Annotated in this window: 5 protein-coding genes, 1 tRNA gene and 1 pseudogene; 2 read left to right on the forward strand and 5 right to left on the reverse strand. The window is 63.8% G+C overall.

Annotation, left to right across the window (positions count from 1 at the left end):
• Window positions 1-124, forward strand: a pseudogene (locus POM99_RS21925) (IS5 family transposase); the annotation flags it as partial.
• A gap of 349 nt (window positions 125-473) precedes the next feature.
• Here the strand turns inward: POM99_RS21925 and POM99_RS21930 are convergent.
• From POM99_RS21930 to POM99_RS21950, 5 genes are all read right to left on the reverse strand, one after another.
• The gene (locus tag POM99_RS21930) at window positions 474-1655 is read right to left on the reverse strand and encodes a calcium-binding protein (RefSeq protein WP_277280909.1); all 1182 of its coding nucleotides are present in this window, start codon (window positions 1653-1655) and stop codon (window positions 474-476) included.
• A gap of 84 nt (window positions 1656-1739) precedes the next feature.
• Entirely contained in the window at window positions 1740-2777 is a 1038-nt protein-coding gene (locus tag POM99_RS21935; RefSeq protein ID WP_277280911.1) for a hypothetical protein, read from the reverse strand.
• A 65-nt stretch (window positions 2778-2842) separates the two neighbouring features.
• A complete protein-coding gene (locus tag POM99_RS21940; RefSeq protein WP_277280913.1) occupies window positions 2843-3286 on the reverse strand; it encodes a hypothetical protein in 444 nt (147 codons plus the stop codon).
• Window positions 3287-3408: 122 nt separating this feature from the next.
• On the reverse strand, window positions 3409-3729 hold the full coding sequence (locus POM99_RS21945) for a DUF1905 domain-containing protein (RefSeq protein WP_277280914.1): 321 nt from the start codon (window positions 3727-3729) through the stop codon (window positions 3409-3411).
• Entirely contained in the window at window positions 3726-4742 is a 1017-nt protein-coding gene (locus tag POM99_RS21950; RefSeq protein WP_438823050.1) for a peptidylprolyl isomerase, read from the reverse strand. The genes POM99_RS21945 and POM99_RS21950 overlap by 4 nt, the downstream gene beginning before the upstream one ends.
• Before the next feature lie 128 nt (window positions 4743-4870).
• Here POM99_RS21950 and POM99_RS21955 point away from each other — a divergent pair.
• Window positions 4871-4961, forward strand: a tRNA-Ser gene (locus POM99_RS21955).
• Window positions 4962-5292 lie beyond the last annotated feature (331 nt).

Here is a 5292-nt window from a genome sequence, read left to right on the forward strand (position 1 = left end):
CAACAAACTCAAGAACGCTCGCAGACTGGCAACACGATACGACAAAACTGCCGACAGCTATCTCGGCTTCGTCCAAATCGTCTCAATCCGGCTCTGGACGCGCCAATTTGTCAACGCCTCCTAAGATGGCGAGTTTGACTCACAACGACGCGGATCGCAAGTATCAGCCAAATCATTTACACGTCGAGAACTTGAGGGCTAAACTTACAGCGCCCTTACACGCAGCCGTTGCGAACCAAGAAAACGGAAACATCAGAATCGCTTGCTTGCCGCGAGCCTCAAATTCGACGTTAGATGCCCGACGTAGCAGTACCCCGCGCCCGAGGGCGCAGGGTACTGGCAGCGTCAGGAGAGTTCCGGGGACAGCGAGAGTTCCGGGGGCAGTATACTTAATCCCGCCCAATTGACGGCGAAAGTTCCGCGCTACATCCCAGAAACAGGCGGGCAAGCACAATGCCTGCCCGCCTTATGGATCAGGCGACGAAGATGTCGGAATAATAGAGCGCCGGGTGCGTATCGGTGCCGAGCGTGGCGATCTGCACGGCGGCGAAGGCGGTGCCGGTGCCGTCGGCGTCATAGTAAAGGCGGCCCGAGGTGGTATCGTAGATCACCCGGTCCGACGCATCGTGGGCGGCGTTGGCTCCGGCGGCGGCCCAGAACTCCGCCTTGGAGATATAGGTGCCGGGCGCTTCGGCAAGGCCGGTGAAGACGGCCTTTGACAGGGCGATGTGATCGCGCTGATCATGGCTGAAATCGGTGATGATGTCGAAATCAGCCTTCAGCCGGCTGGTGAGCACGAAGTTGTCACGCCCGATGCCGCCGGTGAGCGTGTCACGCCCGGCGCCGCCGACAAGGGTATCGTTGCCTTCGTTGCCCACGAGCACATCAGCCCCCGCGGCACCGTTCAGCGTGTTGGCGCGGCGGTCTCCGGTCAGGGTATCGGCAAGGGCGGAACCGGTGAGGTTCTCTATGCCGGTGAGGGTATCGATCCCCGCGCCCACGGTATCCTGTGCGGTGGTGGTGCGCAGGTCTACCGTGACGCCTGCGGTTGCGGCGGTATAGACCGCAAGGTCAACGCCGGCGCCGCCGTTGAGGATATCGGCGCCCGCGCCGCCCACCAGCGTATCATTGCCATCGCCGCCATAGAGGAAATCGTCCCCGTCACCGCCGCCAAGGATATCGGTGCCGCCAAAGCCATAGAGGCGATCGCTGCCGCCCAGGCCATTGGCGACATCGTTGAACGCCGACAGATTGAAGCGATCGTTGCCGGCCAGCACCTGCACCAGCAGCGCGCTGTCATCGGCCGTGCCCACCGTCTGGGCGACCGAGGCGAGGGTGAGGGCCGAGATCTTGATCCCCTGCAGCAGGAATTCGGGCTGGCTGAGATCGCCGATCTGGCCGGTGAACTGCGCAACGCCGGTGACGGTGCCCTTGGTCACCGTGCCATCATTGGTGAAGCCAAAGCTCGATCCGGCGAAATAGGCGGTGTGAAAGCCCGCGTCGAAGTATTCGAACCCGGCGATGTCCTGATAGGTCTTGCCGTTGATGACCTGGTTGATGTTGTCGTCAAAGCTCTGGTTGGTGCCATTGGTGACGAGCACGGACAGATCGAAGCCGGAAAGATCGAATGCCTGATAGGCGGTAAGCGTGGCCATGAAGGGGTCTCCTGTTGCCGGGACAGGGTACCGCCAAGGGCCGTTAACGGATTGTATAAACACGGCATTCTGAGTGGCCGCGCGCTAAAGCTTCCAGACGAGGGCGAGCGAGGCCATCTTCTCCTTGTAGCGATACAGATCCACGTTCGAGCGGCGATCGACGTAGCGCGCGATGGGGCGCAGGGTGAAGTGCGCCGAAAGCGGGAAATCCAGCGCGGCGTTGAGCGTGGAGCGGGTTTCGTGCCGTTCGCTGCCGATCGAGGGGGTGATGGCGGTGTAATCCCGAACCTGCCAGGCATAGCCCACGCGGGCGCGGGCGTCCTTGCCCAGCAGGCGGACAGGCACCTGCACGCGGACCGAGGCCTGCAGCGCGCGGAAGGCGAATTCGGGGCCGGTGGTGCGCTCGTCATCCCCGCGCAGGCCCAGCGCGATATAGCCCTTGCGCTTGGCGAAGAAGCGGTAGGCATCGACGCCGAGCATGGCGGTGCGCGCATCGAGCCGGTTGGCGGTGACGAAATCCTTGCGCAGCCAGGTGAAGGCGCCGCGCAGGAACAGGTTTTTCGTAGCGAAGGCCGAGAGCGAGGGTGAGACGAGGTGCATGTCGAGATAGGCGGCATCACCCAGGATCACGTGGCTGTACTGATAATCGACGGCGGCGTTGATCTTTCCGAAACGGCGGGCGAAGCCGGCGCCGGCGGCGTGGATGGTGAGGTCGAAATCGGTCAGGTTGAAATTGCGCGCCTCGTCATACGTGTAGCTGAAGCGCAGGGTGGTGCGCCGGGTGGCGACGGGGGTGAGCGTGACGCCCGCGCCGAGCAGGGCCGAGCCATCGCCCTTGCGCACCTGGAAGTCGGCATCATCGACGCCGATGTTGTTGTTGTACTGCACCCCGGCGGAGAGGGTGAGGGCCAGCAGCTTCTGCCGGTTGCCCGGGCGCGCGGGCGGTGGTGTGGGGCGCTGGCGCAGGGCATCTACCACCGGTGGCGGCGCAGGCTTTTCGGCAGGCGCGGATGCAGGAGAGGCTGGGGCAGGAGAGGCTGGGGCAGGAGGCGCTTCAGCCACGAGGGGAGCGGCCACGAGCGGGGCGGGCCCGGCGAGCGCCAGGACGAGAGGATGGAGCATGATGGGCAAGGGAAGGCCGCCGGACGCCAATGCGCCCGACGGCCCGTATCCTTATCTAGCCGTGATTATTCGGGATCAGCCGGAGCGCTGGCCGCCGACGTGGTGGCAAGCCGTTCCACCACGTTGTCAGCCGCCTGATCGGCGGCCTGATCAGCCGCGCTGTCCTCAAAACCACCGCCGGTCATGGTGTACAGGATCTCGGGGTTGTCGGACAGGTTGCGCTCGTAGGGCTGGATGATCCCGTCATCACCCGCGCGGGTGATGTCCACCGTTTCATCGACAATGCCGGAATCGCCGATGCCGGATTCCGCAATGCCGGAATCATCCACCACCGGATCCACCACATACTTCGGTTCATCGACGATGCCGCTGTCGACCGGATCAACCGTGTCAACCGATGGCGTTTCGATGGTCACTTCATCACCCGCATCGGCAGCGTTGGCCGTGCCGGACAAGGCGAGGAGGCTGGCGCCGGCCACGAGGGCCAGGGCATGCGCACGCTTGATCATGTTTCTCTCCGATCTGAATCGGTCGTTGGTCCCATCCCCGGGCAAGGCGAAGAATAACACGCGCCCGTTTCTTGTCGAGCCAAGAAGAATCGAGATAATTCAACTGCTTTTGCGTAGACGTTTCAGATCGGTTCGATGGTTATTGTAAGCGCTTCACTTTCGTTGAGGCCTTCCGCCCGGCGCACGGCGGCCTTGATGGGGATGGACCAGCCGCGCTCCTTCATCGGGAAGGCCGAGGTGGTCCAGGTGCTGCCACCCACGGTGACGCGCACCTTGACCGAGCCGAAGCCGCGCCGCCGGCCGAGCTCGAGCCGCTCCATCAGCGCATGGGCGGAGAGCGCATCGCCCGCTTCGCCATCGATCGAGACGAAGTACCAGTCGCCGCCGCTCTCTCCGCCCGACCAGCGCCAGAGCGGGGTGGTGGCCTCGATGCGCTCGCTCACGGCTGCCTGCGCCGGACGGGGACGGGCACGTTGCAGATGTCAACGCCGCCCGCCGGCCTGATGTAGAACGGATCGCGCCGGTTGGCGCGCGCATCGGCATAGCGGGCGAAGCTGGCGCTTGTCGTGGAGAGGTATTCGTAAGTCGGCAGGCCGGGCACGTCTGCGCCGATGCGGATGGCGCGGATCGGCGTGCGCTCGGCGGCGGTCCTGTAAAACCCTATGTCACCCGTGCCGCGGGGCAGGGTGGAGAGGTGCTCCATCCCTTCGATCACCCGGCCGATCACCGCGATGTTGCGATCGAGCTGGCGCGGGGCATGGCCGATGACGGCGTATAGCTCCGCGCCGGAACCGGTGTCAGGCGGCATGTCGCGCCCTACGCCGACGGTGCCGTAGCAGTGGGTGGGCCATATCGTTTCCAGCTTGGATGCGACAGGCCAGCCATCGATGAACCAAGTCGCCAACGCATAGTTGTCGCCACCCCCGATGACTGGAGTTGGTTCGCGAGCGTCGTGAACCTGTTGAAGGTTGATCTCAATCTGTTGGTCGGTCAGGCGTGCAAAAATACGCTCCATAGATTTTGGGTCAGGCTGAGCCTCATACTCGCTCTGCGGCACCACCCTCATCCCCGGCGGCAGCGGCTTGGCCCTGGCCTTGTCCTCGCCATCGGGATCGCCCCATTGCACGACATAGCCATCCTGCGCGCGGTTGATGCTCGTGCCGTCCCACCAGTGCGCGGCGGCGAGCGTGCGGATGTTGCCGATCCACCCCTGCGAAAAGGGCGGCGGCAGCAGCTGGATCACCACTCGGCGCGGCTTGCCTGCGGCATCGGCGGCGAGGTCCATCACGAGCAGGTCGGCCGGGGCGATGGCGGTCCAGTCCGCGGCGGGGCTGGCGGCGACGATCTCCGCCGGGCTGGGCGCAGGCGCGGTTGCGGGCCGCGCCGGGGTTTCGGCGAAGGCCGTGAGCGCGGGTGAAAGGGCAAGGGCGGAGCCGAGCAGGAAGGAGCGCAACATTTCCGCATCCTGCCAGCCTTCATGCCCTTGCGAAAGCGCCTTGGTGCGGCTAGGGCGCGCCTTCCAGTGCGATTGGAAGGTTCGCCTGATTCATGGTTCACGCCAGCGCGAACCGATCAGGCACATGCGGAGCGGTGGCCGAGTGGTCGAAGGCGCTCGCCTGGAAAGTGAGTATACGTCAAAAGCGTATCGAGGGTTCGAATCCCTCCCGCTCCGCCACTTATCATTGATTTCACTTGATAAAATTCAAGGAATGCCCTCGGTTCCCATAACCATTCCCCGATAGCGCGCTTGCTTGAAGCCGGACGCCATGGGACAATTCGCTCGAAAGGCGCTGGCCGCCCGCCCCTGCCGGAGTGGATGGCATGATGGTCATTCAAGAGGAGATTGCACTCAGGGGGCAACGTCAAAAGCTGGGAACAGGAGCGCACACCGTACGCCGCCATGCGGCAGAAAGAGATTGTTAAGCAATAGGTTACGCGAAGTTGTTCCTCTACAAAGAGGAGCAAGTCAATGCAAGCAAATGGCTATCTGCTACCAGCGAATGAAG

The sequence above is a fragment of the Novosphingobium cyanobacteriorum genome, from assembly GCF_029436685.1.
In the GTDB taxonomy this organism is placed as follows: domain Bacteria; phylum Pseudomonadota; class Alphaproteobacteria; order Sphingomonadales; family Sphingomonadaceae; genus Novosphingobium; species Novosphingobium cyanobacteriorum.

Excerpts from the sequence above, each read along its gene's own strand:
- POM99_RS21930 (WP_277280909.1), bottom strand. The coding sequence starts at position 1,655 with ATGGCCACGCTTACCGCCTATCAGGCATTCGATCTTTCCGGCTTCGAT.
- POM99_RS21935 (WP_277280911.1), bottom strand. The coding sequence starts at position 2,777 with ATGCTCCATCCTCTCGTCCTGGCGCTCGCCGGGCCCGCCCCGCTCGTG.
- POM99_RS21940 (WP_277280913.1), bottom strand. The coding sequence starts at position 3,286 with ATGATCAAGCGTGCGCATGCCCTGGCCCTCGTGGCCGGCGCCAGCCTC.
- POM99_RS21950 (WP_438823050.1), bottom strand. The coding sequence starts at position 4,742 with ATGTTGCGCTCCTTCCTGCTCGGCTCCGCCCTTGCCCTTTCACCCGCG.